The organism is Billgrantia tianxiuensis (genome assembly GCF_009834345.1).
Classification (GTDB): Bacteria; Pseudomonadota; Gammaproteobacteria; order Pseudomonadales; family Halomonadaceae; genus Halomonas; species Halomonas tianxiuensis.
Genome location: NZ_CP035042.1, coordinates 2,792,301 through 2,817,971, shown reverse-complemented (window position 1 = coordinate 2,817,971; position 25,671 = coordinate 2,792,301). Strand labels below are relative to the sequence as shown.

Below are 25,671 nucleotides of genomic sequence, written 5' to 3'. Positions count from 1 at the left end.
TCCAGCGCTGCTGGGTGGGGCCTTTTTGTATCCAATATTTCAACGGCTTGCCCTCATGGCAGGCCTCTTCTTCGCTCCTTTTTCGCTTCCGTCGGCCTAAGTCAGCCTTGTCCTTCAGTCCAATAGGAAAGTAACGCTACGTAACATAATTTCCCTTGACTGTACTGCAAGGGATTGCCCTTGGGGTGCACTACTAAACAATACAGACGAAACAGGGAGTCGAGTCATGGCCATTGCCACGGTTATTTCCATTACCGGTCAAGCCTGGGCGCGCGACGCCGAGGGCAACCTGCGCGAACTTCGTGTAGGCGATACCCTTCTGGAAGGCGAGACGCTGATCACTTCCGATACCGGTAGCGCTCAGCTCGACTTCGGTGATGGACTGAACCCGACGCTCGTCGAAGGTGATGAGCAAGTGGTCATGACATCGGAGATCGATGGCGACGAACCCACCGATGCCTCTGAGTTCGCCGCTCTCGATCAGGACATCGAGGCGCTGTTGGCCGCATTGGACGACGACAGCATCGATCTTCTCGACATACTTGATGCGACTGCAGCGGGTGCTGGCCCTGGCGGTGCCGCCGATGGTGGCCATGGCTTCGTGCGGCTGGCGCGCATCGCCGAAGACGTCAACCCGCTGGCGTTCGAATATGGCCTGGGGCTGGCCAGCGAGCTGCCCGAAATCGAGGGAGGCGCCTTTCTGGCAGGAGAAGAAGAAGCAGAGGCGCCAGCTGAGATCGAGCCGCTTCCGCCCGGCACCATTACGGTCTCCATTCAAGACTTCAATAGCCAGAATGTGACACAAGTCTTTCTGGTCGGTACGACGACCAATGTCCCCGCGGGCAGCATCGTCACTCTCGTCATTACCGATCAGGCAGGCAATACGGTGACGACGACGGCAACGGTGGATGCCGAGGGCAATTACCAGACCGAAGTCGATCTCAGTGAATTGGTGGATGGTCCCATCTCCGTTGAGGCCCGTGTCGTGGACCAGATCGGAGAAACACGGACGGCCGAAGACGACGCGGTCAAGGATACGTTTGCCGAAGCGACGATCACCATCGACACCATTGCCGGCGACGATGTGATCAACGGCGAGGAGGCCCAGGGGCCCGTCACCATCACCGGCAGCGTGGGCGGTGACGCCCGCGAGGGCGATACCGTTACCCTGACCGTAGGTGGCCAGGAATTCACCGGCACCGTGACCAGCGATCTGACCTACGCCATCGACGTTCCGGGCGAGCTGCTGGCTCAGCACGACAACGTCGAGGCCAACGTCAGCGGCAGTGACGAGGCGGGCAACCCCTACAGCGCCGACAGCGACCGCGACTACGGCGTCAACCTCAGCGCCGAAGCCTCGATCACCATCGACGTGATCGCCGGCGACGATGTGATCAACGGCGAGGAGGCCCGGGGGCCCGTCACCATCACCGGCAGCGTGGGCGGCGACGCTCGCGAGGGCGATACCGTTACCCTGACCGTAGGTGGCCAGGAATTCACTGGTGCGGTGGAGACCAATGATCAGGGTGAGCTGGTTTACGCCATCGACGTTCCGGGCGAGCTGCTGGCCCAGCACGACAACGTCGAGGCCAACGTCAGCGGCAGCGACGAGGCCGGCAACCCCTACAGCGCCGACAGCGAGCGCGACTACGGTGTCAACCTGGAAGCCAGTGCTACCATCACCATCGACGTGATCGCCGGCGACGATGTGATCAACGGCGAGGAGGCCCAGGGGCCCGTCACCATCACCGGCAGCGTGGGCGGCGACGCCCGCGAGGGCGACACCGTTACCCTGACCGTAGGTGGCCAGGAATTCACTGGTGCGGTGGAGACCAATGATCAGGGTGAGCTGGTTTACGCCATCGACGTTCCGGGCGAGCTGCTGGCCCAGCACGACAACGTCGAGGCCAATGTCAGCGGCAGCGACGAGGCGGGCAACCCCTACAGCGCCGACAGCGACCGCGACTACGGTGTCAACCTGGAAGCCAGTGCTACCATCACCATCGACGTGATCGCCGGCGACGATGTGATCAACGGCGAGGAGGCCACTCAGCTCATTACCATCACCGGCAGCGTGGGCGGCGACGCTCGCGAGGGCGATACCGTTACCCTGACCGTGGGCGGCCAGGAATTCACTGGTGCGGTGGAGACCAATGATCAGGGTGAGCTGGTTTACGCCATCGACGTTCCGGGCGAGCTGCTGGCCCAGCACGACAACGTCGAGGCCAACGTCAGCGGCAGCGACGAGGCCGGCAACCCCTACAGCGCCGACAGCGAGCGCGACTACGGCGTCAACCTCAGCGCCGAAGCCTTGATCACCATCGACACCATTGCCGGTGACGACGTGATCAACGGCGAGGAGGCCCAGGGGCCCGTCACCATCACCGGCAGCGTGGGCGGCGACGCCCGCGAGGGCGACACCGTTACCCTGACCGTGGGCGGCCAGGAATTCACCGGCACCGTGACCAGCGATCTGACCTACGCCATCGACGTCCCGGGCGAGCTGCTGGCCCAGCACGACAACGTCGAGGCCAACGTCAGCGGCAGCGACGAGGCGGGCAACCCCTACAGCGCCGACAGCGAGCGCGACTACGGTGTCAACCTCAGCGCCGAAGCCTCCATCACCATCGACGTGATCGCCGGCGACGATGTGATCAACGGCGAGGAAGCCACTCAGCTCATTACCATCACCGGCAGCGTGGGCGGCGACGCCCGCGAGGGCGATACCGTTACCCTGACCGTGGGCGGCCAGGAATTCACTGGCCTGGTGGGAGAAGACCTGACCTACGCCATCGACGTTCCGGGCGAGCTGCTGGCTCAGCACGACAACGTCGAGGCCAATGTCAGCGGCAGTGACGAGGCGGGCAACCCCTACAGCGCCGACAGCGAGCGCGACTACGGCGTCAACCTCAGCGCCGAAGCCTCGATCACCATCGACGTGATCGCCGGTGACGACGTGATCAACGGCGAGGAAGCCACTCAGCTCATCACCATCACCGGCAGCGTGGGCGGTGACGCCCGCGAGGGCGATACCGTTACCCTGACCGTGGGTGGCCAGGAATTCACCGGCACCGTGACCAGCGACCTGACCTACGCCATCGACGTCCCGGGCGAGCTGCTGGCCCAGCACGACAACGTCGAGGCCAACGTCAGCGGCAGTGACGAGGCGGGCAACCCCTACAGCGCCGACAGCGAGCGCGACTACGGCGTCAACCTCAGCGCCGAAGCCTCGATCACCATCGACACCATTGCCGGTGACGACGTGATCAACGGCGAGGAGGCCCAGGGGCCCGTCACCATCACCGGCAGCGTGGGCGGCGACGCCCGCGAGGGCGACACCGTTACCCTGACCGTGGGCGGCCAGGAATTCACTGGCCTGGTGGGAGAAGACCTGACCTACGCCATCGACGTCCCGGGCGAGCTGCTGGCCCAGCACGACAACGTCGAGGCCAACGTCAGCGGCAGCGACGAGGCGGGCAACCCCTACAGCGCCGACAGCGAGCGCGACTACGGCGTCAACCTCAGCGCCGAAGCCTCCATCACCATCGACGTGATCGCCGGCGACGATGTGATCAACGGCGAGGAGGCCCAGGGGCCCGTCACCATCACCGGCAGCGTGGGCGGCGACGCCCGCGAGGGCGACACCGTTACCCTGACCGTGGGCGGCCAGGAATTCACTGGTGCGGTGGAGACCAATGATCAGGGTGAGCTGGTTTACGCCATCGACGTTCCGGGCGAGTTGCTGGCCCAGCACGACAACGTCGAGGCCAACGTCAGCGGCAGCGACGAGGCCGGCAACCCCTACAGCGCCGACAGCGACCGCGACTACGGCGTCAACCTGGAAGCCAGTGCTACCATCACCATCGACGTGATCGCCGGCGACGATGTGATCAACGGCGAGGAGGCCACTCAGCTCATTACCATCACCGGCAGCGTGGGTGGCGACGCTCGCGAGGGCGATACCGTTACCCTGACCGTGGGCGGCCAGGAATTCACTGGCCTGGTGGGAGAAGACCTGACCTACGCCATCGACGTTCCGGGCGAGCTGCTGGCTCAGCACGACAACGTCGAGGCCAATGTCAGCGGCAGCGACGAGGCCGGCAACCCCTACAGCGCCGACAGCGAGCGCGACTACGGTGTCAACCTCAGCGCCGAAGCCTCGATCACCATCGATACCATTGCCGGCGACGATGTGATCAACGGCGAGGAGGCCCAGGGGCCGGTCACCATCACCGGCAGCGTGGGCGGCGACGCCCGCGAGGGCGACACCGTTACCCTGACCGTGGGCGGCCAGGAATTCACTGGCACCGTGACCAGCGACCTGACCTACGCCATCGACGTCCCGGGCGAGCTGCTGGCCCAGCACGACAACGTCGAGGCCAACGTCAGCGGCAGTGACGAGGCGGGCAACCCCTACAGCGCCGACAGCGAGCGCGACTACGGTGTCAACCTCAGCGCCGAAGCCTCGATCACCATCGACGTGATCGCCGGTGACGATGTGATCAACGGCGAGGAAGCCACTCAGCTCATTACCATCACCGGCAGCGTGGGCGGCGACGCCCGCGAGGGCGATACCGTTACCCTGACCGTGGGCGGCCAGGAATTCACTGGCACCGTGACCAGCGACCTGACCTACGCCATCGACGTCCCGGGCGAGCTGCTGGCCCAGCACGACAACGTCGAGGCCAACGTCAGCGGCAGCGACGAGGCGGGCAACCCCTACAGCGCCGACAGCGAGCGCGACTACGGCGTCAACCTCAGCGCCGAAGCCTCGATCACCATCGACGTGATCGCCGGTGACGACGTGATCAACGGCGAGGAGGCCACTCAGCTCATTACCATCACCGGCAGCGTGGGCGGTGACGCCCGCGAGGGCGATACCGTTACCCTCACTGTAGGTGGCCAGGAATTCACTGGCACCGTGACCAGCGACCTGACCTACGCCATCGACGTCCCGGGCGAGCTGCTGGCCCAGCACGACAACGTCGAGGCCAACGTCAGCGGCAGTGACGAGGCGGGCAACCCCTACAGCGCCGACAGCGAGCGCGACTACGGTGTCAACCTCAGCGCCGAAGCCTCGATCACCATCGACACCATTGCCGGCGACGATGTGATCAACGGCGAGGAGGCCCAGGGGCCGGTCACCATCACCGGCAGCGTGGGCGGCGACGCCCGCGAGGGCGACACCGTTACCCTGACCGTGGGCGGCCAGGAATTCACCGGCCTGGTGGGAGAAGACCTGACCTACGCCATCGACGTTCCGGGCGAGTTGCTGGCCCAGCACGACAACGTCGAGGCCAACGTCAGCGGCAGCGACGAGGCGGGCAACCCCTACAGCGCCGACAGCGAGCGCGACTATGGCGTGGCCGCACCCGAAATTACTGGCCTGAACTCTGGTGGGGCCGATATCGTCGTGGATGAGCAACACCTCCAGAATGGCTCGAATCCGAACCCTGGTGAACTCATCAAAACTGGCACTTTTGGTATCAATGCCGTGGCTGGCATCGCTTATATTACAGTGGCGGGTCAAGAGATAACGATTGAAGAATTAATTGGACTGGATGGAACTGCAGCCATTGAAATTGCAACGCCGGGAGGAAATGTCATCCGTATTACCGGATATCAGGGTGATGTTAATTCCGGCGTCGTGATGTATGAGTTTGAATTGACGGCACCTGTTGAGCACATAGAAGGTGGTGGCCGAAATGAGTTCGATAAGGACGGGCTCGAACTCTCGGTTGCTGATCAGAGGGAGCAAGTGTCCTCATCGGAAATCGACATTACCATCGTGGATGACGTGCCTAGTGATTTCACTCCGGAAACCGGCAGCCTAGAAGATGGGTTTGTAGGTTCTATCGGTTTCGAAACCAAGGCAGGTGCCGATGGGGTCGGTAATGTAGTGTTTACAGTGGAGGCTGGTACGCCCGCTACGGATATCAATGGGCTGCAACTATTCCTCGATGGCGAGCCGCTCTATTACAGCTATGATGATAACGACCAGTCTGTGTTGCTTGCCAAAACAGCTGGTGGTGAGCTTGGCTTCAAGATTGTGCTTGACTCCGGTAGTGACACGTACACCATTACTACCTACGGTAAGGTTCTTAACGGAACAGAGTTTAGTGCTACTGCAACAAGTGGGGTGTCGGGTGGTAATAGTAGTGTTTACGGACTGAACCTTGGTGACGATATAGACAATAATGATGTGCTAGTCTCTACCCGTGCAGGTGAAACCGTCAATACCAGCACTGGAAACGGTATCGGAATATCTAACGGAAGTAGCATAAGCAAAGGGGAGGTGGCCCGCTTCGATTTTGTCGCTGGGTTGAGTCTCGGCAGTGGTGGAGCCAGCTGGGACGAAAGTTTGAATGTTACGCGGTTCGCCCAAGAAGTCAGTGTGCGTGGTGGTGGTGGTAATACGGCAACGCTGACAATAAAAGCACTGTCTTCGGTATCAGCGACCGGTATCCCTGCCAATGGAGGTATTGAAGGCAATGGAGATTATCTGCCGCTTACGGTGGAAGATATTCGCATCTACGATGAAAATGGTGCTGATGTCACCTCCAGCCTGACGATCACTCAGAATGGCAACGGTATTCAAATTTCCGGGATCAAGAGTGGCTATGCTTATGAGCTGAGCACCAGCTCACCCTTCCAAGCGATCGAAGTGGTGGGAGGGGAAGGTAGCAACTTCAATCTTGGTGACTTTACCTACTTCCAAGGTGGTACGGCGACAGATATTGAACTGGGCCTTCCCGTTCAGGGATAGATGGAGATGGAGATACCGTTGACAGCTCACTTGAGATTTCTGCGCCTGTTGCAGATACGCTCTATGTCGGTGGCAATGTCGACAATACCTTCGAGAGCGGCGATGGCAGCGACGTATTGATTGGCGATGTAGGTGGCGGACAAACCATTATTCAGCCGGGACAGAACTATAATATCTCGATCATGGTGGATGTGTCGGGAAGCATGCGTGACCCGTCGGGCACGTCAGGCCTGAATCGGATGGATCTGACCAAGCAGGCATTGCTGAATCTAGCCGAACAACTTAAGGAGCACGATGGCATCGTCAATGTTCAATTGGTGGAGTTCTCCACCCATGCCAATACTACAGCCAATATCTCGAACCTTACGTCAGACAATGTTGGTGACTTGATTGCAGCGATCGAGGCCCTGTCAGCCAATGGCGGTACTAACTATCAGGCAGCGTTCGAACAGGCGGTGGATTGGTTCAATGCCCAGCACGGTAGTGGTGCATCGCCACAGGATGGCTTCAAAGATTTGAGCTATTTCCTGACGGATGGAAACCCGACTCAATATTATCCGGGAGGAACCGACAAGTGGGGTAATCCTAATGTCGGGGGGGCGGGAAATTCGACGGATTATGACACTTTGTATGCTTCTATTCAGGCCTTTGCCGAGCTTGGAAATATCAGCTCCGTGCATGCAATCGGTATGGGGGGGGATATAACTGAGAACTATCTTCGTTTCTTCGATAACACCGATGTTATTGGAGAGAGGACAGAGACGTTCAATGACGGCGGTATGTATGGTGATAACAGCTCGGTGACTGCTCCTGCCGGGGTGCCTAATATCGTGCATACAGCCGAGGAATTGCAGGCAGCACTCCAGGGTGGATCGGTAGATAAAGATTTTGCCGATCTAGGCAGCAATACCCTTAAAGGAGGCGGTGGAGACGACATTATCTTTGGAGATACCGTCAATTCCGATCATCTTTCCTGGACGAACGGAAATGGGGAGCACTTTGTAGCTGGTGAGCACGATGGCATGGGTTATATCGGTTTGATAGAATACCTGCGTTGGAGTGTTGAGTTCGGAAATAGCGGTAATATGCCGTCCGAGGAACAGGTTATCGATTATGTGAGAGAAAACTGGGAGCAACTGGCGCAACCGCAAATATCTGCAACGCCTGGGCAGAACGATCTCTACGGAGGCGGAGGGGACGACGTTCTTGTAGGTGGGGCGGGTAATGATACCCTGAGAGGTGGTGAAGGTAACGATACTCTCTTTGGTGGTCTTGGTGCAGATACCTTTGTATGGAAGCTGGGAGACCAGGGTGAAGCTGGTGACGTATTCACTGACACCATCATGGACTTCGACACTAATGACGGAGACGTCATCGACCTGTCCGATCTGTTACAAGGACGTGATAGTGACAGTGATATCAGCTCCTATCTTCGGATGGAAGATGATGGAGAAGGTGGTACCATCATTCATATCAGCACGACAGGAGGTTTCGAGAATGGTTATGATGCCGATCTTGTCGACCAGAATATCATTCTGAAAGGGGTGGCATATAACGATAGCCTTCTCGAGAACATGCTAAATGAAGGATATATCAATATTGATCAATAAATAACTCGTGATGTATTAGGGGTGCCTTGACGGGCGCCCCATTTTGCTATGGAGTTGCCAATGTACTTAAAAGAGGATCAGGTTTCAAAATGGGTGAAGGGCAATGCTTCGGCTGCCGAATTTCTCCATATGGTAATTAACATTTCACATGTGTGGGATGATTTGATCGACAAGGATAAGTCGCTGGAGGATGAGGCTGTCAATCAATGTTTTTTCGATGCGTTAGTTCGTTTGCCGAGGAACGAATTTTATCGAAAAAATTTTGATCACCTTAATTCGATAATGATGAATTCTATATCCAATTGGTTGATAGCTACCGATATGGAGCGTGAAGGAGGGGAGCTGCAGCTGAATATCGCCTTCATCCTTCGCTCGTCGTACGTGGATCTCATTACCCAGTCCGCCCTGTTGATTGGAGGGCAAGCTTGGGCCAGTCAAGTCGGGAAAGAAGTGCGTAAACTAACGCACCATGAAAGGTACGAAGGCTACCTGAGAACTTTGGATGAAGAAAAGAAGGCGCGGCAAGCGGCAGCGAGATGAGAAATATAATTCGCAGCCGACCTCGAGGCGCTGAAATCGAGTCTCAACATCGAATGAGTTTCTTCTAGGCAGCACCACTAACGCCCGGCTTCGCTGGGCGTTTTTCTTTCTCTGCTAATAAGTTCAGGGAAGAAAGGGCGGCCTCAATTTTTTCTTACCCTGTACTACGGTCCAATATCGCGCCGTAGGCCTTGAATCATACTTAGCATTAAGCACGCCCCTCCAGGCACGGACCGTTTGGCCGTGGCGAGCCTCGTAAAAAATTCCACTTTGCGGGGTATTACCCTCATGACTATTGCAACCGTTCTGTCCATCTCCGGTCAGGCCTGGGCGCGTGATGCCTCAGGCAACCTGCGTGAACTGCGTGTCGGAGACACGCTGCAGGAAGGAGAAACCGTAGTGACATCCAATGGAGGGGTGTGCAGCTCGACTTTGGCGACAACCTCGATCCCACGCTGATCCCGGGTGGTGAGCAGGTAGTCATGAGTCCGGAGCTGGATGTCGAGCAGCCGGTCGAGGCGAGCGAATTTGCTGCCCTGGATGAGGACCTCGAAGCCCTGCTCGCTGCGTTGGATGACGACACCGTCGATCTTCTCGACGTGCTTGATGCCACGGCTGCGGGCGCCGGGCCTGGTGGTGCAGCCGATGGCGGCCATAGCTTCGTACGCCTGGCCCGCATCGTCGAGGATGTGAATCCCTTGGCGTTCAGCTTTGGCATGAATGCTCTCGGTGGCCCGCCGGAGGAGCAGGGCGGCGCTTTTGTGCTGGCGGAAGCGGAAGAGGTGGAGGAGCCGCAAGAGCCTGTCGTCATTCCACCAAGCGCCGGCAGCTTCGAAGCGACGCTTTTCGACATCGAAACACTGAGCGGTTCCGGTTCAGTAGCCAGTGGTCTCTTGCCTGTCTCCTTCGGCTCCGGCAGTGGCGGCAGCGTGACCTTTGCCGCGATGGACGGTGTAACCCAACAGGTGGGCGGTGAGACGCTCACGTTCATATGGAATGCTGGCACCAATACTCTACACGCGATATCCGAAACGCGTGGCATCACGATCTTCACCGTTGAACTCGACCCAGCAACAGGCGCGTTCACCGTCACTCAAGTGAACAACCTGCTGCATGGCGAGGGCATGGACGAGGCCCTTCTTGGCCTCGTTTATACCGTGACCAGCAGCAGCGGTAGTGCAACGGGCACACTGCAACTCACCATCATGGACGATCAGCCCAGCCTGGAGCTGGGTAGCGTCAATCTGAGCGGCCTCGAGCTCACCACCTTCGACCACGAAACCTCCAACGGCGGCCTCTCCACTGCGGGCGGCAGCGTGGCCGCGGCCTTTATCGCCGCCGTCAACGCCAGCTACGGCGCCGACGGCGAGGGCAGCACGGTCATCGACGGCTACGCCCTGAGCCTGGGCAACGTCGAGCACGGCCTCACCAGCGGCAACGTGCCGATCGTCTTCACCCTGGTCGATGGCGTCGTCATCGGTACCGCCAACGGCAGCGAAGTGCTGCGTATCGCGATCGACGCCACCACGGGCGAGGTCACCGTGACCCAGTCCGGCCCGGTGGATCACCCGGCCCAGGGCGCTGACAGCCTCTCCCTGCCGGCCGGCCTGGTGAGCGTGAGCGCCACGGTCACCGTGACCGACGCCGATGGCGACACCGCCAGCGACACGCTCACTGCCGACCTCGGCGGCAGCATCACCATCGTCGACGACGTGCCCGGCGTCGAGCTGGGCGAGGTCGACCTCGGCGACCTCGAACTCACCACCTTTGACCACGAGACTGCCAGCGGCGGTACCTCCACCGCGGGCGGCAGCGTGGCCGCGGCCTTTACCGCCGCCGTCAACGCCAGCTACGGCGCCGACGGCGAGGGCAGCACCGTCATCGACGGCTACGCCCTGAGCCTGGGCAACGTCGAGCATGGCCTCACCAGCGGCAACGTGCCGATCGTCTTCACCCTGGTCGATGGCGTCGTCATCGGTACCGCCAACGGCAGCGAAGTGCTGCGTATCGCGATCGACGCCACCACGGGCGAGGTCACCGTGACCCAGTCCGGCCCGGTGGATCACCCGGCCCAGGGCGCTGACAGCCTCTCCCTGCCGGCCGGCCTGGTGAGCGTGAGCGCCACGGTCACCGTGACCGACGCCGATGGCGACACCGCCAGCGACACGCTCACTGCCGACCTCGGCGGCAGCATCACCATCGTCGACGACGTGCCCGGCGTCGAGCTGGGCGAGGTCGACCTCGGCGACCTCGAACTCACCACCTTCGACCACGAGACTGCCAGCGGCGGTACCTCCACCGCGGGCGGCAGCGTGGCCGCGGCCTTTACCGCCGCCGTCAATGCCGGCTACGGCGCCGACGGCGAGGGCAGCACGCTCATCGACGGCTACGCCCTGAGCCTGGGCAACGTCGAGCACGGCCTCACCAGCGGCAACGTGCCGATCGTCTTCACCCTGGTCGATGGTGTCGTCATCGGTACTGCCAACGGCAGCGAAGTGCTGCGTATCGCGATCGACGCCACCACGGGCGAGGTCACCGTGACCCAGTCCGGCCCGGTGGATCACCCGGCCCAGGGCGCTGACAGCCTCTCCCTGCCGGCCGGCCTGGTGAGCGTGAGCGCCACGGTCACCGTGACCGACGCCGATGGCGACACCGCCAGCGACACGCTCAGCGCCGACCTCGGCGGCAGCATCACCATCGTCGACGACGTACCTGGTGTCGAGCTGGGCGAGGTCGACCTCGGCGACCTCGAACTCACCACCTACGATCAGCAGAGCGTTGAGGAGAATGGCTCGGTGGCCACCGGCAGCGTGGCCGCGGCCTTTATCGCCGCCGTCAACGCCAGCTACGGCGCCGACGGCGAGGGCAGCACCGTCATCGACGGCTACGCCCTGAGCCTGGGCAACGTCGAGCATGGCCTCACCAGCGGCAACGTGCCGATCGTCTTCACCCTGGTCGATGGCGTCGTCATCGGTACCGCCAACGGCAGCGAAGTGCTGCGTATCGCGATCGACGCCACCACGGGCGAGGTCACCGTGACCCAGTCCGGCCCGGTGGATCACCCGGCCCAGGGCGCTGACAGCCTCTCCCTGCCGGCCGGCCTGGTGAGCGTGAGCGCCACGGTCACCGTGACCGACGCCGATGGCGACACCGCCAGCGACACGCTCAGCGCCGACCTCGGCGGCAGCATCACCATCCTCGACGACGTGCCCAATATCACCCTGGAGCTGGGTGATGAGAGCATCGGTCTGATGACGAAGGATGCCGATACCGTCAGTGAAATCGGCCGCGATTCCGCTAGCTTCGCCGCCGCTTTCGTCATCGCCACCTTCAGTCATGGTGCCGATGGTGAGGGAAGCATTAGCTGGGATTACTCATTGGCACTTGCCGAGGGAGTGGTAAACGGGATGGATTCGGGCTTGAGCAGTGGTGGTCAGCCGATCTACCTCTACCTCCATGAGGGCAGCATCGTTGGTTCGACAGCTACGCAGGCCATTGATATTGCGTCCGGCAATACGGTGTTTACCATCTCCGTGGATGGCGATGCCAACGTCACCTTGACCCAGCACGCTGCCATCGATCATGACAGCGCGGACAACGGCGATTACGCCAGCGACACCGTCTCGCTGGCCAATGGCCTGGTGGTACTGACCGGTACGGCCACCGTTGTCGATGCCGATGGTGATACCGCCAGCCACAGCGTGGCGCTGGATCTGGGTGACAACATCGTCTTCGCGGATGACGGTCCCAGTCTTTCCAGCCTCAACCTCGCCATTGCTAACGTGGCGGGCACGTATGAGGGCACCTACGAGTTCGATGTTGGAGCGGACGCACAAGGCTTCCTTGACAGCTTCGGTGAGGGAGCACTCATCTGGATCGGTATGCCCGAAGGCTACGAACTGGTCGTTACCGATACCTCATCGACTTCGATTACCTACACCGCGAAATCGGGCACTTTCGAGTTCTTCCATCTCACGTTGAATATGGATGGTACCTACACCTTCGAACTGGTATCGCCCGCGCCTGTGGTAGAGACGACCATCGATAGCCTGCTGAGCGCCTTCGACAAGAGCAACTTCTACAAGGAAGGCGGCAAGGATGCTTATCTCTTCACGGCGGATGTTTTCGACGGCAAGTTTGCCTTGGCGGTAACGGCCTATAGGAACGGTAAACTCGAAGATGTGAGCATGTCCGCGACCGACCTGGGCGTGAAGTCCAACGTGGTCCAGGGCAATCAGAATGAGAAGCTCAAGTTCGATGTGCTTCCTGTGGGTAGCCAAGGGGCGATAGGTGTTTCGTCGTTCACGTTTAGCGTCTCTGGAGCCTCGGGCTCTAGTGCGGGAGACAAGGCGATACTTACCGTCTACGACGTGGATGGCGTTGCTCACCAGTACTTTGCTACCTTGCTGACTGGCAATGGAGAGTTTGTCTTCCATATCGACCCTATGCTTAATGTCGATTACATGGAGCTGGCACCGGCGGGCAACAACAGCTTCAAGATCGACGGCATTTCCACCAGCTACATCACCCAGATCTTCCCTGATGACTATCAGCTTGATTTCGTGCTGACAGGGTCGGACGCCGATGGCGACACAGCCACTGCCGACTTCTCGGTCTTCGTCAAGACGACTGACAGCGGCACTTATGAAATCTCCGGCTCCGATAGTGATGACGTGATACATGGTACCGAGGGTAACGACATCCTCATTGGTGGCGCAGGCAACGACACCCTGATCGGCGGTGAAGGCGATGATGTGTTCCAATGGAACCTGGGCGACCAGGGCCAGGTGAACGCACCGGCCGTCGATACGGTGAAGGACTTCGACCTGGGCGACAACGTGTTGGATTTGGCCGATCTACTGCAGGACGAGAGCGCTGGCGCCATCGGCGATTTCATCTTCGCTGCCCAAGAGGGGACCGATACCGTGCTGTACATCAATCACGAAGGCAATGTAGGGGTAGATGGCAGCAACGCCACGCAGGTGATCGTGCTGGAGAATTACAGCATGGATGGGGCCAGCTCCGCGGATTTCCTCCAAGGCATGCTGGATAGCGGACAGCTGCACATCGACCAGTAACATCGCGTTGAGCGATACCCGTCGCCCTGCCTGGAGACACCTGGCAGGGCGTTTGTTACTCTACGTAAGGACATCCGAAGGGCAGAGCCATGTACATCAAGCGTAACGAGTCGGGGCAGGTCGTACAGGTCAGCCGAGAAGCGACGGAAGAGTGCCGCGAATTCGTGTCGCCCGGTGCGCCCGAACTGCAGAGCTTTCTGTCAGGAGAAAAGGATGCCGACAGCCTGGCGCTATCGAAATCCGACCTGGCCTTCGTACGGGTGCTCGAAGACGTAATCAACGTATTGATGGACAAGGGCGTGATCAGCTTCACCGACCTGCCCGAGCCCGCCCAGCAGAAGCTGCTGGAACGTCAGTCGTTGCGTGAACGCAGGAATAGCGTAGGTCTGATGTCGGATACCGATGACGACATCATCTGATACCTCTCCACGAAACGATTGGCAGAAATGACGAGGCCGGCAGTTGCCGGCCTCATGCACTCATTCTCCGCTTTCTCCACTCCCGCCGTCTTCGGAATGCCGGATCCCGGGCCCGGTTACGCCATCCAGCCCCAGCTCGAACAGGGTCTCGGCGGCCTCCTGGTTCTCCACCCCCTCCGCAATGGCCGTGATGCCCAGCGAATGAGCCAGCGTCGCCATGCCACGTAGCAGGCTCTGCTGGTCACTGCGGTTCTCGATTTCCTGGCTCAGCGCGCCATCGATCTTCATGAAGCTCAGCCCCAGGTCCTGCAATCCCTCGATCTTGCCGAACTGCGTGCTGACATGTTCGAGGCCGACCCGGCAGCCCAGGCCAAGCAGGGCGTGGCACAGTGTCTTCAGGGCCTGTGGCTGTTGCATGGCCGCGGATTGCGGCAGCTCGAACCACAGCTTGTCCGCAATCGCCTGGTGGGTACGCACGCGAGAAAGCAGCTCGCCAACGAAGTGGCCATCGTTGAGTGATTCGGCGGAAAGATTGACCGCCACCGCCTTGCCACTCGTTTCGACGTCGGCTATCGCCGCCGAGACGACGGACAGGTCGAGGGTCGGTGCCTTCGCCAGGCGTGAGATCCAGGGCAAGAAGACCCCGGCCGGACGCCATTCGCCTTTCAAGCGCAGGCGCGACGGGACCTCGAAATGGATCAGCCGCCCCTTGCTGTCGAGCACGGGATAATGAGCCAGGGAGATGCCCTGCTGAAGCGCATCGTCCAAGGCCTGGCGCCACTCGTCGTGGCGCGTATAGAGCACGCTGCTGGCGGGCAGATCGACGACTTCCTGAGCGTTGTCGCCGCGAGCTTCCGCCGCCGCCAGTGCCCCATCCAGACTGGCCAGCAGCTCGGCCCGGCTCTCGCCCTGGCTGTACTGGCACAGTGCGGAGGGCAGGGAAGCGCTAACCGCTTGTTCGCCACTCAGAGTTTCGAGATGTTGCCTGAGTGTCCTGCCGATTGCATCGTGATCGTGCTGACGCGGCAGGATGACGGCGAAATCGCTGCCGTTGAGGCGACCCACCGTGCCCAGGCCATGAGTGCCGGCGAGCTGTTCGAGTCGACGTGCCAACTGGGCCAGCAGGGCATCGGTTGCCGCGTGGCCGAGCTGCTGGTTGAGTTCGGCCAGGCGGGCGACGCGCACCATCGCCAGGGTGCCGCTGGCATCGTCCTTCTCGCTCTTCAGGTGCGCTTGCAACTGATCGAGGAAGGGCGCGCGCGTGAGCGTGTCGGTCACCGGATCGTGCTGCATGCGTCGGCGCAACTGGTCGAGCTTGTCGCTCTCTTCACCCAGCATCTGACGTACCGCCTGCGAGAGCTGGTTCATCGCTTGTACCACTTCGCGCAGTTCGCGGGTGCGCGGCTCGCTTGCCATGGTGAAACGCCGCTGGCCAATGGCCTGGGCCTGGCTCACCACGTTGCGCAACGGACGGCGAATGGTGCTCACGATCCAGCTCGCCAGCAGCAGGCTGATGACGCCGGCAACGGCAAACCAGCCAGCCAGTTCCAGGCTGCTGCGCCACAGCGAGCGGTAGGCAAAGCTATGCTGGCTGGCCAGCTCCAGGGTGCCGTACTGCTGCCAGCCATCCTGCACCACCGCACGGCCGGGAGGAACGTCGAAACGTACCAGTTCGACGAACCACCCCGGCACGTCGTCGATATGTTCGGAGGCAACACGCTGTTCGATGAGCTCACCCTGGGGATCGCGAAGCGCGATATGCTGGTAATGGCCGGTATCGAACTGGGCCGCCAGCAGCAGCTCGAGAATGACGGGGTCCTTCTCCATCTGGCTCATCGAGAGCGCCAGGGCATTGGCGTTGTCGTTGTTCTTGATGCGTACTTCCTGCTCGATGTAGTGACGACTGCTCGTCACCCCGATGAGCAGACTGCCCACGAAGGCCAGCAGCAGCAGAACCGCAATGGTCAACCAGAGCTGCTTGATCAGTGACATGTCTTCGTTCCCCCTGGGAATGGACGTCCTTGCTCGTCCGATTGCGCGTATGGTGTCGCTATTGTTGTTCGCCTGCCGGTTGTCGCCATCATCACAGGAATCCTTGCTGCTCCATGCGCTCGATCACGCTTCGCCAGCGCGACAGCCGGGCCACCGGGTCCGCCCGCGACTGGCTGGAACTACCGGCCCACAGGCCTGCGCTGTTGAAGCTGAATACGGGATCGAGATCGGTACGCTGGGTAGCGGGCGTAATGGAAGGCACCAGATTGTCGAGCACCAGCGGTACGGCGGAAGGTGTCTCGTAGTAGCCCAGCACCATGTGGGCCTGGGTGATCTGGCTGCGCCCGATGCGAGCACGAACGTAGATCATGCGCAGCCGAGAGCCCGGCACGCCCAGTTCCTTGAGCGTCACATACTTGGCGATCGAATAATCCTCGCAGTCGCCCTGGCGCTGGCCCATGGTCTCCAAGGGTGTGGCCCAGTGATCCTCGGCGCCCCAGTTGTCGATGTCATCGACCCAGCGCACGCGGCGGTTGAAGAAGTCGTTGACCTCTCGCAGCTGGGTATCGAGGTCTGCACCCTGCAGCCGGTCGAGCAGGGCGAACCACTCCTCGAGAATGGCGAGCCCAGAGCTGCCGTAAAGGCGCTGCATGCTGTTGCGTAACCTGGCGCGATCGATGCGCGCCTCGAGCGGCATCGGTGAAAGCCCCAGCCCCCGGCCAGCAACAGCCCGCCCAAGCCGGCCAGAAAGCGGCGACGACTGGGGCTGGAGATAGAGCTGCAGCCATGAGGGGCAGGGCGTTGCGTCATCTAATGCGCCGCAAGAGTGTTAAAGAATGTAAGCCATGGGGCGAGTATAGAGGAGGAGAAAGGTCATACGATAGGTAGGACATCCAACGGATGCCGCGTGACCAAGCGCAGCCGGATTTCGATAAGCCAAGGCATCGTCTGAAAACTCGGCGAGCGAAGGCCAGACAAGGCAAAAATCAGCGAGAAGACGGAGTTTACGCAGTGTAAATGAGTATTTTGAGCTGATTTTTAACGCTGTATGGCCAAGCGCAGCCAGTTTTCGGGCGATGTCTAACCTTTGCCGGGCCCTTGCCACACCCTAAGCCGCCCCACCCAAGTCAGCTCGTGCGAGGCGTCGCGTAGCTCCTTGGCGGCGGTATCGAGTGTCTGGCCAGCCGGCAACTGCCTAACGTAGACGGAAATATCGATCTGCTCGGCCAAGTAGTGCAGGTCGAGGGCGACACGGTCCTGCCAGACGCTGCATTCCTGCCAGGCTTCGTCGAGCATGCCTTCCACGTCTTGGCGCAGCGGCAGCCCCGGGCGCAGGCTATGTTCGATCTGGTTCGAGTCGTCCTCGGGGTCGATATGGAAGGTCACGTCGGCCAGCTCAGGATAGGCCTCGCGCAGCTTACGGCTTACCGCATTGCCGATTTCGTGCGCTTCGGAAACCGTCAAGCGCGGTGCCACTACGATATGCAGGTCGAGCACGACATGGCTGCCGACCGAACGGGTGCGCAGGTCGTGCACGCTATCGACGCCGGGTATCGATTCTGCGACGGACTTCATCTTCTGCTGATCGGCTTCGGGTAGGGCGGTGTCGATCAGCTCGCGCCCGACTCCCACAATAGTTTCCAGCCCACCTGGCCGACCATGATGCCCACCACGATGGCGGCAAGCGCATCGACCCAGCCGGCGCCGAACTGGGCGGCTATCAGGCCAACCAGCACTACCCCGGTGGAGAGCGCATCCGAGCGTGAATGCCACGCGTTGGCCTCGAGCAGCCGCGAGCGTATCCGCTTGGCCACTACCATCGTGTAGCGGAAAATCCACTCCTTGGCGGCCAGGGACAGCACGGCCACGCCGATGGCCCAGATGCCGGGGCGGGAATGGGATCGCCGGTAAGCAGGCGGGAGAGGCTGGCCCAGGCAATGCCCCCGGCCACGAAGATCAGCACGCTGCCCAGCCACAGCGTGGCCAACGTCTCGATGCGGCCGTGACCGTAGGGGTGATCGCTGTCCGGTGCCTGTCGGCCGAAATGGGTTGCCGCCAGCACGAAGCCGTCCGTCACCAGATCGGAGAAGGAGTGGATGCCATCCGCGATCAGTGCCGCAGAGCCGACCAGCCAGCCGGTCACGATCTTGAGTACACCGACCAGACAATCGATGACGGCACCGATCAGCGTAACCCGATGCGCTTCGCGGGCCTGGGCCTCGCGACTCAGAGTGTCTGGGATCGGTGGCGGTGATGTCGCGTTCATCTGGCTGAAGGAATCTCGCTGTCAGTGAGCCGCTCGGCCTTGTTGCGTACCGGATTGGCATATTGCGCCAACCACCAGGTGCGCAGCTCCGCGGGCACTTCGTTCAGGCGTGCCTGGAAGCGTGCCCGGTCGACATCGCTGACCTCGCTCATGTCCAGGAGTTCCGGCGCATCGCCCAGGGCTTCCAGGGCCAGGTAATGGGTCGGGAACAGGTGGTAGCCATCGATCACCTGACGGTCGATCTCGGCGGCCACGGCTTCCGGCGTGTCGAAACCGGTGCCCAGCGGTTCTCCAAAGCGTAGCTCCACGCGCCCCTTGTGGCCGGTAATGCCGGCCACGATGGACTGGATGTCTTCGTATTCGCTCTTCTCGTAGCGCCCCTGGCTGTGAATGGCGTGCAATTCGCGCGCCTTCTGCAGATCGCAGGATCGTACTCGTAACTGATCGAGACCGGCACCATGCGCAGCTCGGCAATGGCGTCGCCGATCGGGGCGTTACGCTCTTCCTGGCGGCGTGCCATGGTCAGCATCTTGATGATGGCCGGATCGGTGCGGTCGATCCCATCCTTGGCACGGCCTTCGCGCTGCGCCATCCAGATCGAATGATTGTCCTCGGTGATCGAGTGACGAATATAGCTCGAGAGGTTCTGGTAGGCGGCCAGCATGGCGCGCTTGCCGCGCAGCGCTCGCGGCACGATGAAGCTCTTGTTGAGCCGCATCAGGTCGGTCACGTAGGGCTTCTTCAACAGGTTGTCGCCGATGGCGATGCGCACCGTATCGCGCCCCGCCTGATGCAGGGCATAGTTGACGAATGCCGGGTCCAGCGAGATGTCGCGATGATTGCCGATGAAGAGGTACGCGGTGTCCGGGCTCAGGTTCTCCAGCCCTTCGACGCGAAAGTCGTCGGTCGAGGTGCGGATCATGCGGGCCATGTAATAGGCCACGCGCATCTGGAAATCGCGCACGCTGGTGACGTCGCGAGTCTCCCGGCGAATGACATGGGAAGCCAGCGCGCGAGCCAGCCATGGCAGCGCTCTGCTCAGCCGCGGCAGACGGTAGCGTGTCAGGGCATCGAGCAGTTCGCGGTTGCTGGCCAGATTGGCCAGTACTGCGGCCACCTCGTCATCCCGGTAGGGGCGGATGTCGGCCCAGGGATCCGTTGCAGTCGTGCCTGTCAGGGTATCGGTCATCGGTTTTTCTTGGTTACCGGTTCGGTCATGTGGCCTGGGTGGTGGCCTGGTTGGCCTCGCCACCCAGCCAGTCGATCAGTCTTTCTACCTCTTCGGCCAGCGCCTGGGCCATTAGTATGAAGTCGGCCTCGAGACGTACGATGGCATCGCCATCGTCCTCTGTCTGGCCGGCTTCGTCGATCAGTGCGTCACTGAACCGCAGGGACTTCAGCGTCAAGTCGTCGTGCAGCACATAGCCAAGGCGGCCTTCGATCTCGACCCCCATGCGGCTGGCCTGCCTGCCGGCGGCAAGCAACTGCTGGATTTCGTCGCTGTCCAGGTCCACCTGCCGTGCGCGCAGCACACCGTCGTCGCCCTTGGCCTTGAGCTCGACCTGGTCGCCGAGCTGCAGGCTCGCCGGGCGCGAGCCCTCGTCGGCAAGCCACTGGGTCATGGCGCGCATGGGCAGGGTCTGGGTGGCCAGTGGCGTCACCTTCAGGCTGCCCAACGTCTCGCGCAACAGGTCGAGAGCTTCTTCGGCGCGCTTGCGTGAGCTGCTGTTCACGGCGATCAGGTTGCGCCGGGTATCCCACCACAGGTCGACCTTCTGGCTGCGGATGAAGGCACGCGGCAGCAGTTCCTCGTAGACCTGTTCCTTGAGTTCCTGCTTTTCCTGGCGGCGCAGCTTGCGGCCCTCGCGGGCTTCGATCTCGGCGCTACGCTCTTCTACCTCCTCGCGCACCACGCCGGCTGGCAGCAGCCGCTCATGGCGCAGCATGGTCAGCAGCCGCTGCCCTTGCAGTTCGTGCAGCAACGCGGTGCCGGCGCGACCGGCGGGCGGGCACCAGCCCACGCGCCTGGCCTCCTGGCTGCCGGGAGTGCGGGCCGCCTGCTCGGCCAGGGCCGCTTCCAGGTCGGCGGCCGGAATCGCCGCTGCCTCGTGCAGGCGGTAAAGGTGCAAGTGCTTGAACCACATAGCGCAATTCCCTGAGCAAAAGGACGCATATTATGGCGAAGGGCGAGCGGGGGTGCCAGTGGCGTTGTGGGTCCATGATTCACTCGAACGCTCGTTCGAGGCTCAGGGAGTATGGGGGAATAGGTCCAAGATTTGCTTAGGGCCGGCGTTGAGTTGCTCTTACTCCAGCACCAGGGAAAGGAGCTTGTCGCGTAGAGGCCCGTCGATGGCTGGGGTTGGTTGGAGCGCATATCGAGCAACACGAAGGTGAGGGTGGCCCGGCTGATCAGGGTATCGTCGCCGAGGCGATGGATCTCCTGGGTCATCTTCCGCTGCGGGTGCCGATGGCAGACAGGCGGCTGCGGATCTCGAGATCGTCACCAGCCACGGCGGCGGCACAGTAGTCGATGTTGATGTTGACGGCGACGAGAGCGATACCGGCTTGCTGGAGTGGGGCACTCAGATCGGAGTGTTCGTCGAAGTAGGCCCAGCGTCCTTCTTCGAGAAACTCCAGGTAGCGGGTGTTGTTGACGTGGCCATAGCCGTCGAGGTGATAACCGCGTACGCGCAGGGTGGTGCGGGAGATGCGAGGATCCATCCGGTACTCCTTACTCGCTTGTGTGGGTGGCGGCAAAAAGGAAGCGTTCTGGATTCTAGTCATTCAAATCTATTTCAAGCAAACGATTGTTTAAATGTCGAGAAAGGCTTGTGCCGAGAGCCGCTTGTGCCGAGAGAAGAACGATGGCGGCCAACGGCCGCCATCGTCATACGGGGGTCAGGCCTTCAGCACCTCCATGATGGAGGCCTTGGGCTTGAGCGAGAGACGACGATGCAGTCGTTCGGAGAGTTCGCTCACGGAGATCAGTCCGCGAATATGATGCTCGCCGTCCCTCACCAGGCAGTAGGGTTCGCCGGCCTCGCGGAGCGTGACCACCAGGTCGGCGACGGTAGCACTCGCCAGGACATCGTAGTCCAGGACGGGCATGGCAGCCCGGGGCTGCATCAGGTCGCTGGCAGTGAGGCTGTCGCGGTCGACACCGAGACGGTGCAAGGCCACCAGGATGTTCTGCTCGAGAGCCGCTCCAAGGTCAGCACGCCGACCAGTTCGCGCTGGCGATCGACCACCAGCTTGCCGCTCAGGCCCTCCGCCACCATCTGCCTGGCCACCTCCAGGGCGGGAGCCGAGGCGCTGACGGCATGGGGCCAATGCTGGCGGAAGTCGGTCATCAGGCTCAGCGCCGGGGAGTGTTCATCGATATCGGAGAACGCTTGGGGGGTAACCAGATGGTCGGCGGTGTCGAGTCGGGAGAGAGGGAGTGTTTTCATTTGGCAAACCTCTGAAGGCGCCGTCATCCAACGGATGCGCAGCGACCGAAAATGACGGCTCGATACGAGCCAGGATTCGGGGCGTGGCGTTCAGAGGCAATGCGGTGGAGCGCGTACGGGGGGTAGCGTGACCTGACGGCAGGCGAGCGCCGAGCCGCCGGGCGAAACGCTGAGGCGCGCGGGGGCAGGGCGCCGAGAGTGACTAGCGATACCGAACCGATCTCATCGGTATCCGCATCGAGCGACGACAACGACGGGGAGCCGTCGTGGTGGGCGAGTCCGGCCAGCGCCTTGGCGGGACCCTGCAAGCCATCCTCGACTGCCTGGGAGGCCGATATCGGCAACCCGACGAGCAGAGCGGTAAGGGCAATTAGCAGGAGTCTTTGCATTGGGCTTCTACACGGGACCATGGTCATGGCGGCTGGGGCGGAAACGCGTCCATCGACACAACCTAGCCCACCAGAGCCGGGATGGCTACCGTTGCGAATGCGTAAAGCCCTGCGGGGTTGCTGGATGGCATTACCTCAAGCTGCCTTTGTGCCGTCCGGAGTGGTATGATGGCAGGCTGTAATGGCGCGCCACGCCTCGGCCACGGCTTGGCTTGAAGAGCGCACCAAATCGTTGTAGCGCAAAGGATTCGACGACCCATGGGTGACATCGCCAGAGAGATTCTGCCAGTCAACATCGAGGACGAGCTGAAGCAGTCCTACCTCGACTACGCGATGAGCGTGATCATCGGCCGTGCGCTGCCGGACGTGCGCGACGGGCTCAAGCCGGTGCACCGGCGCGTGCTGTTCGCCATGCACGAACTCGGCAACGACTGGAACAAGCCCTACAAGAAGTCGGCCCGTGTCGTGGGCGATGTCATCGGTAAGTACCACCCACACGGTGACAGCGCGGTCTACGACACCATCGTACGCATGGCGCAGGACTTCTCCATGCGCCACGTGCTGGTCGACGGCCAGGGCAACTTCGGCTCCATCGACGGCGACAGCGCCGCGGCCATGCGTTACACCGAGGTGCGCATGGCCAGGCTCGCCCACGAGCTGCTGGCCGACCTCGACAAGGACACTGTCGACTGGGTCGACAACTACGACGGCACCGAGCGCATTCCAGACGTGCTGCCGACCAAGGTGCCCAACCTGCTGATCAATGGCTCCTCGGGCATCGCCGTCGGCATGGCCACCAACATCCCGCCGCACAACATGGGTGAGGTGATCGATGGCTGCCTGGCGCTGATCGACGACTATACCCTCACCGTCGACGATCTGATGGAGTACATCTCCGGCCCCGACTTCCCGACGGCAGGTATCATCAACGGCCGTGCCGGCATCCTCGAGGCCTACCGTACCGGCCGCGGGCGCATCTACGTACGTGCCCGCCACACCATCGAGCATGACGACAAGACCGGCCGCGACCACATCATCGTCACCGAGCTGCCGTACCAGGTGAACAAGGCGCGGCTGATCGAGAAGATCGCCGAGCTGGTCAAGGAAAAGAAGATCGAAGGCATCGCCGAACTGCGCGACGAGTCCGACAAGGACGGTCTGCGCGTGGTGATCGAGGTCAAGCGCGGCGAATCCGGCGAGGTAGTGGTCAACAACCTCTTCGCCCAGACCCAGCTGCAGAACGTCTTCGGCATCAACATGGTCGCCATCGAGGACGGCCAGCCCAAGATCCTCAACCTCAAGGAAGTGCTCGAGGCCTTCATTCGCCACCGCCGCGAAGTGGTCACCCGGCGCACCCTGTACGAGTTGAAGAAGGCTCGCGAGCGCGGCCATATCCTCGAAGGCCTGGCCGTGGCCATCTCCAACATCGACGAGGTGATCGAACTGATCAAGGCCTCGCCGAGCGCCGCCGAGGCTAAAGAAAAGCTGCTCGACAAGGTGTGGCCGCCGGGTCAGGTCACCGCCATGCTGGAGCGTGCCGGCGCTACCTCGTGCAAGCCCGAGGATCTGGAAGAGGGCTTCGGCCTCAACCCCACCGGCACCGAATATCGTCTCTCGCCGGCCCAGGCCCAGGCCATCCTCGAGCTGCGCCTGCACCGCCTGACCGGCCTCGAGACCGAGAAGCTGCTCGACGAGTACCTCGGCATCCTGGAGAAGATCGCCGAGCTGATGGCCATTCTCGCTTCCAGCGAGCGTCTGCTCGAAGTGATCCGCGAAGAACTCCTCGCCGTGCGCGACCAGTTCGGTGACCCGCGCCGCACCGAGATCCAGGCCAGCCACCTCGACCTTTCCATCGAGGACCTGATTGCCGAGGAGGACATGGTGGTCACGGTGTCGCGCACCGGTTACGCCAAGACCCAGCCGCTCTCCGACTACCAGGCCCAGCGTCGCGGCGGTCGCGGCAAGTCGGCGACCAGCATGAAGGACGAGGACGTCATCGAGCACCTGCTGGTGGCTTCCACCCACGACACCGTGCTGCTGTTCTCCAACAAGGGCAAGGTCTACTGGCTCAAGGTCTACGAGATGCCGGCGGCCAGCCGCGGCTCGCGTGGCAAGCCGCTGGTCAATCTGTTGCCGCTGGACGAGGGCGAGTCGATCAACGCCATCATGCCGGTGAAGGACTACAGCCCCGACTGCTACATCTTCTTCGCCACCGCCAAGGGCACGGTCAAGCGTACCAGCCTCGACCAGTTCTCGCGTCCGCGCAGCGTCGGCCTGATCGCCATCGACATCGAAGAGGGCGACCGCCTGGTGGGGGCCGCCATCACTTCCGGCAACGACCATGTCATGATGCTGTCGTCCAATGGCAAGGCGATCCGCTTCGAGGAGAGCAACGTGCGCGCCATGGGCCGTACTGCCCGCGGCGTACGCGGCATGAAACTGCTGGGCGATGCCGAGGTAATCAGCCTCATCATTCCCCAGAGCCAGCAGATCGATGCCGACGCCGACAGCGAGACGGAAGGCGAAGAGGGTGCTGCGCTGGAGAATGGCAACGGCGGCCAGATCTACATTCTCACTGCCTCCGAGAACGGCTACGGCAAGCGTACCCGGCTCGAGGAGTTCCCGCTGCGCGGTCGCGGCGGCCAGGGTGTCATCGCCATGCAGACCAGCGAGCGCAACGGCTCTCTGGTGGCGGCCATGCAGGTCTACTCCGCCGACGAGATGATGCTGATCACCGACCGGGGCACCCTGGTGCGTACCCGCGTCGACGAGGTCTCGATCACCTCGCGCAATACGCAGGGTGTGATGCTGATCCGCCTGGGCAACGACGAGAAGCTGGTCAAGACCGTGCGCATCGACGAGCCTGAAGCGGAAAGTGAGACTGAGGCGGAGATCGAGCCTGAGAATGGTGTCGAGAACGCGTCGGAAGATGCGCCGAAAGCCGAGCGGCAGAGCGGGCCGGACGCGGAAGACGGTGTAAACGAAAGCCAGAACGACGAATAAAGCGTTTGCAATACCGGAAAGCGATGAGCTGTTCCGGCGACAAGCCTCGCGAGGGCGCTGTAAACCCATCCCTGGGAGCTACTCTTGCCATCCATGGCAAAAGACCCTCGCTACGGCTTGCCCCCGGCGCTCATCTCGCCTGGCCACGACATGAGTAGA

The 25,671-nt window shown here is 61.6% G+C and carries 15 protein-coding genes and 1 pseudogene; 6 read left to right on the top strand and 10 right to left on the bottom strand.

Features of this window, described 5'->3' with window-relative positions:
- The first annotated feature begins 226 nt into the window (after positions 1-226).
- The 5 genes from EKK97_RS13090 (at position 227) to EKK97_RS13070 (ending at position 14,413) form a co-directional block, all read left to right on the top strand.
- Complete coding sequence (locus EKK97_RS13090; protein ID WP_159552453.1) at positions 227-6,766, top strand: retention module-containing protein; 6,540 nt, start codon at positions 227-229, stop codon at positions 6,764-6,766.
- A 116-nt stretch (positions 6,767-6,882) separates the two neighbouring features.
- Positions 6,883-8,376, top strand: coding sequence for a type I secretion C-terminal target domain-containing protein (locus EKK97_RS25455; protein WP_159552451.1), 1,494 nt, complete (start codon positions 6,883-6,885; stop codon positions 8,374-8,376).
- A gap of 60 nt (positions 8,377-8,436) precedes the next feature.
- Positions 8,437-8,916: a hypothetical protein gene (locus EKK97_RS13080; protein WP_159552449.1), complete on the top strand. Its 480-nt coding sequence runs from the start codon at positions 8,437-8,439 to the stop codon at positions 8,914-8,916.
- 419 nt (positions 8,917-9,335) lie between these two features.
- Entirely contained in the window at positions 9,336-13,994 is a 4,659-nt protein-coding gene (locus EKK97_RS25450; protein WP_159552447.1) for a DUF5801 repeats-in-toxin domain-containing protein, read from the top strand.
- An 89-nt stretch (positions 13,995-14,083) separates the two neighbouring features.
- Positions 14,084-14,413: a tryptophan synthase subunit beta like protein gene (locus tag EKK97_RS13070; protein ID WP_159552445.1), complete on the top strand. Its 330-nt coding sequence runs from the start codon at positions 14,084-14,086 to the stop codon at positions 14,411-14,413.
- 60 nt (positions 14,414-14,473) lie between these two features.
- Here the strand turns inward: EKK97_RS13070 and EKK97_RS13065 are convergent, their stop codons facing one another.
- The 10 genes and pseudogenes from EKK97_RS13065 to EKK97_RS24720 all read right to left on the bottom strand — a co-directional run bounded on the left by EKK97_RS13065 (position 14,474) and on the right by EKK97_RS24720 (position 22,120).
- Complete coding sequence (locus tag EKK97_RS13065) at positions 14,474-16,405, bottom strand: EAL domain-containing protein (protein ID WP_159552443.1); 1,932 nt, start codon at positions 16,403-16,405, stop codon at positions 14,474-14,476.
- A 91-nt stretch (positions 16,406-16,496) separates the two neighbouring features.
- Entirely contained in the window at positions 16,497-17,102 is a 606-nt protein-coding gene (locus tag EKK97_RS13060; RefSeq protein WP_159552441.1) for a transglutaminase-like cysteine peptidase, read from the bottom strand.
- Between the two features lie 383 nt (positions 17,103-17,485).
- Positions 17,486-18,037 (bottom strand): cation diffusion facilitator family transporter, encoded by a 552-nt coding sequence (locus EKK97_RS26260; RefSeq protein WP_479688630.1) that lies wholly within the window; start codon positions 18,035-18,037, stop codon positions 17,486-17,488.
- Entirely contained in the window at positions 18,016-18,267 is a 252-nt protein-coding gene (locus tag EKK97_RS26255; RefSeq protein WP_479688639.1) for a cation diffusion facilitator family transporter, read from the bottom strand. The genes EKK97_RS26260 and EKK97_RS26255 overlap by 22 nt, the downstream gene beginning before the upstream one ends.
- Positions 18,219-18,671, bottom strand: coding sequence for a cation diffusion facilitator family transporter (locus EKK97_RS26250; RefSeq protein ID WP_479688629.1), 453 nt, complete (start codon positions 18,669-18,671; stop codon positions 18,219-18,221). The genes EKK97_RS26255 and EKK97_RS26250 overlap by 49 nt, the downstream gene beginning before the upstream one ends.
- A pseudogene (locus EKK97_RS13050) lies at positions 18,668-19,860 on the bottom strand (1-acyl-sn-glycerol-3-phosphate acyltransferase). Before EKK97_RS13050 ends, EKK97_RS26250 begins: the two are co-directional and overlap by 4 nt.
- Before the next feature lie 25 nt (positions 19,861-19,885).
- Positions 19,886-20,815 (bottom strand): recombination-associated protein RdgC, encoded by a 930-nt coding sequence (locus EKK97_RS13045; RefSeq protein ID WP_159552439.1) that lies wholly within the window; start codon positions 20,813-20,815, stop codon positions 19,886-19,888.
- A gap of 301 nt (positions 20,816-21,116) precedes the next feature.
- Positions 21,117-21,392 (bottom strand): acyl-CoA thioesterase, encoded by a 276-nt coding sequence (locus tag EKK97_RS13040; protein WP_236551216.1) that lies wholly within the window; start codon positions 21,390-21,392, stop codon positions 21,117-21,119.
- A gap of 177 nt (positions 21,393-21,569) precedes the next feature.
- Entirely contained in the window at positions 21,570-21,779 is a 210-nt protein-coding gene (locus tag EKK97_RS24725; RefSeq protein ID WP_236551215.1) for a CBS domain-containing protein, read from the bottom strand.
- Positions 21,780-21,796: 17 nt separating this feature from the next.
- On the bottom strand, positions 21,797-22,120 hold the full coding sequence (locus EKK97_RS24720) for a CBS domain-containing protein (RefSeq protein WP_236551214.1): 324 nt from the start codon (positions 22,118-22,120) through the stop codon (positions 21,797-21,799).
- A 647-nt stretch (positions 22,121-22,767) separates the two neighbouring features.
- Here EKK97_RS24720 and gyrA point away from each other — a divergent pair.
- Complete coding sequence (gene gyrA / locus EKK97_RS13030) at positions 22,768-25,512, top strand: DNA gyrase subunit A (RefSeq protein WP_159552437.1); 2,745 nt, start codon at positions 22,768-22,770, stop codon at positions 25,510-25,512.
- Positions 25,513-25,671 lie beyond the last annotated feature (159 nt).